1 protein-coding gene is annotated in these 1506 nt (G+C 66.5%); it reads left to right on the forward strand.

Annotated features, from left to right (window positions below):
* Nucleotides 1-253 precede the first annotated feature (253 nt).
* A complete protein-coding gene (locus G3I60_RS43560; protein WP_164608538.1) occupies nucleotides 254-1480 on the forward strand; it encodes an IS110 family transposase in 1227 nt (408 codons plus the stop codon).
* Nucleotides 1481-1506 lie beyond the last annotated feature (26 nt).

The raw sequence follows: 1506 nt of genomic DNA on the forward strand, positions 1-1506 counted from the left end.
GCCTAATGGGCCGTATCGGGTCGTAGAGACTTGATGTTGTAGCCGCCAGCAGGTGAGCACTTCCGATGCCGGAGCCGTTCGAGTTCTGTGGTCAGACCGTGCCCCTGCTGGTCGGCCGGGAGGCCATGACCGCTGATGGGATGGCGTGCCCGCCGAGTAGTAGGGCGTGAGCACTGGATCCATTAGGCCGCGTGCCGTGCCTTCCGCAGGCTGCTGTGCAACTGGATGAACGGATGCGAGCGGGAGAGAACTGTTGCTGCTGATAGGTGACGACTGGGCCGAAGACCATCACGATGTGGAGGTCCAGGACGAGACGGGCCGCAAGCTTGCCGTCGCGACCCTGCCCGAGGGGGTGGAAGGCATCGCGAAACTGCACGCGCTCGTCGCGAAGTATGGTGGCGCGGATGTGGACCCCGCCGAAGTGGTGGTGGGCATCGAGACCGATCGCGGCCCGTGGGTGCAAGCCCTGATCGCCTCCGGCTACCAGGTGTTCGCGATCAACCCGAGGCAGGTCAACCGGTTCAAGGAACGCTACGGAACCTCCGGCGCCAAGAGCGATAAGGGCGATGCGCACGCGCTGGCAGACATGGTCCGTATCGACCGCGATCAGTTGCGGCCCGTCGCTGGAGACAGCGAGCAGGCCCAGGCCGTGAAGGTCGTCGCCCGTGCCCACCAGACACTGATCTGGGAACGCACCCGCACCTTCCAGCGGCTGCGCAACACGCTGCGCGAGTACTTCCCCGCGGCCCTGAACGCCTATGCCGACTTGACGCTGACCAGCACGGACGCGCTGGAGCTGCTGATCAAGGCGCCCACGCCTGTCACCGCGGCGAAGCTGACCCGCACCCAGATCACCGCGGTCCTGGCCCGCCATCGCCGGCACAACCGGCCCCAGAAAGCCGCCACGATCCAGACCGCGCTACGAGAAGAACACCTCGGTCTGCCCGCACCGGTGACCGCCGCCTACGCGGCCGCCGCGACAGCCCACGCGCGCCTGCTGATCAGTCTGAACGAGCAGATAGCCGAGCTTGAAAGGCAGGTGAAGGCACATTTTCTTGAGCACCCGGACGCTGAGATCTACCTCTCGATGCCCGGCATCGCGGAGATCACCGGCGCCCGGGTGCTCGCCGAGTTCGGGGACGACCCCACGCGCTACGACAGCGCGAAGGCCCGCAAGAACTACGCCGGGACCAGCCCCATCACCCGGGCCTCCGGCAAGAGCCACACCGTCCAGGCCCGTTACGTCCGTAACAACCGCCTCGCCGCAGCCCTGCAACTACAGGCGTTCTCCGCGCTGAACACCTCGCCCGGCGCCCGCCGCTACTACGACAAGCAGCGCGCCCGCGACGCCGGCTACAACCCTGCCCTCCGCCAGGTCGGCAACCGCCTCGTCGGCATCCTCCACGGATGCCTCAAAACCCGCACCCACTACGACGAAGCAACCGCCTGGTCACACCACGCCCAGCCTTATCCCTCTTGACATGAAACGGCATGGGATGTCTGACC

Source organism: Streptomyces sp. SID13666, from assembly GCF_010548325.1.
GTDB lineage: Bacteria > Actinomycetota > Actinomycetes > Streptomycetales > Streptomycetaceae > Actinacidiphila > Actinacidiphila fildesensis.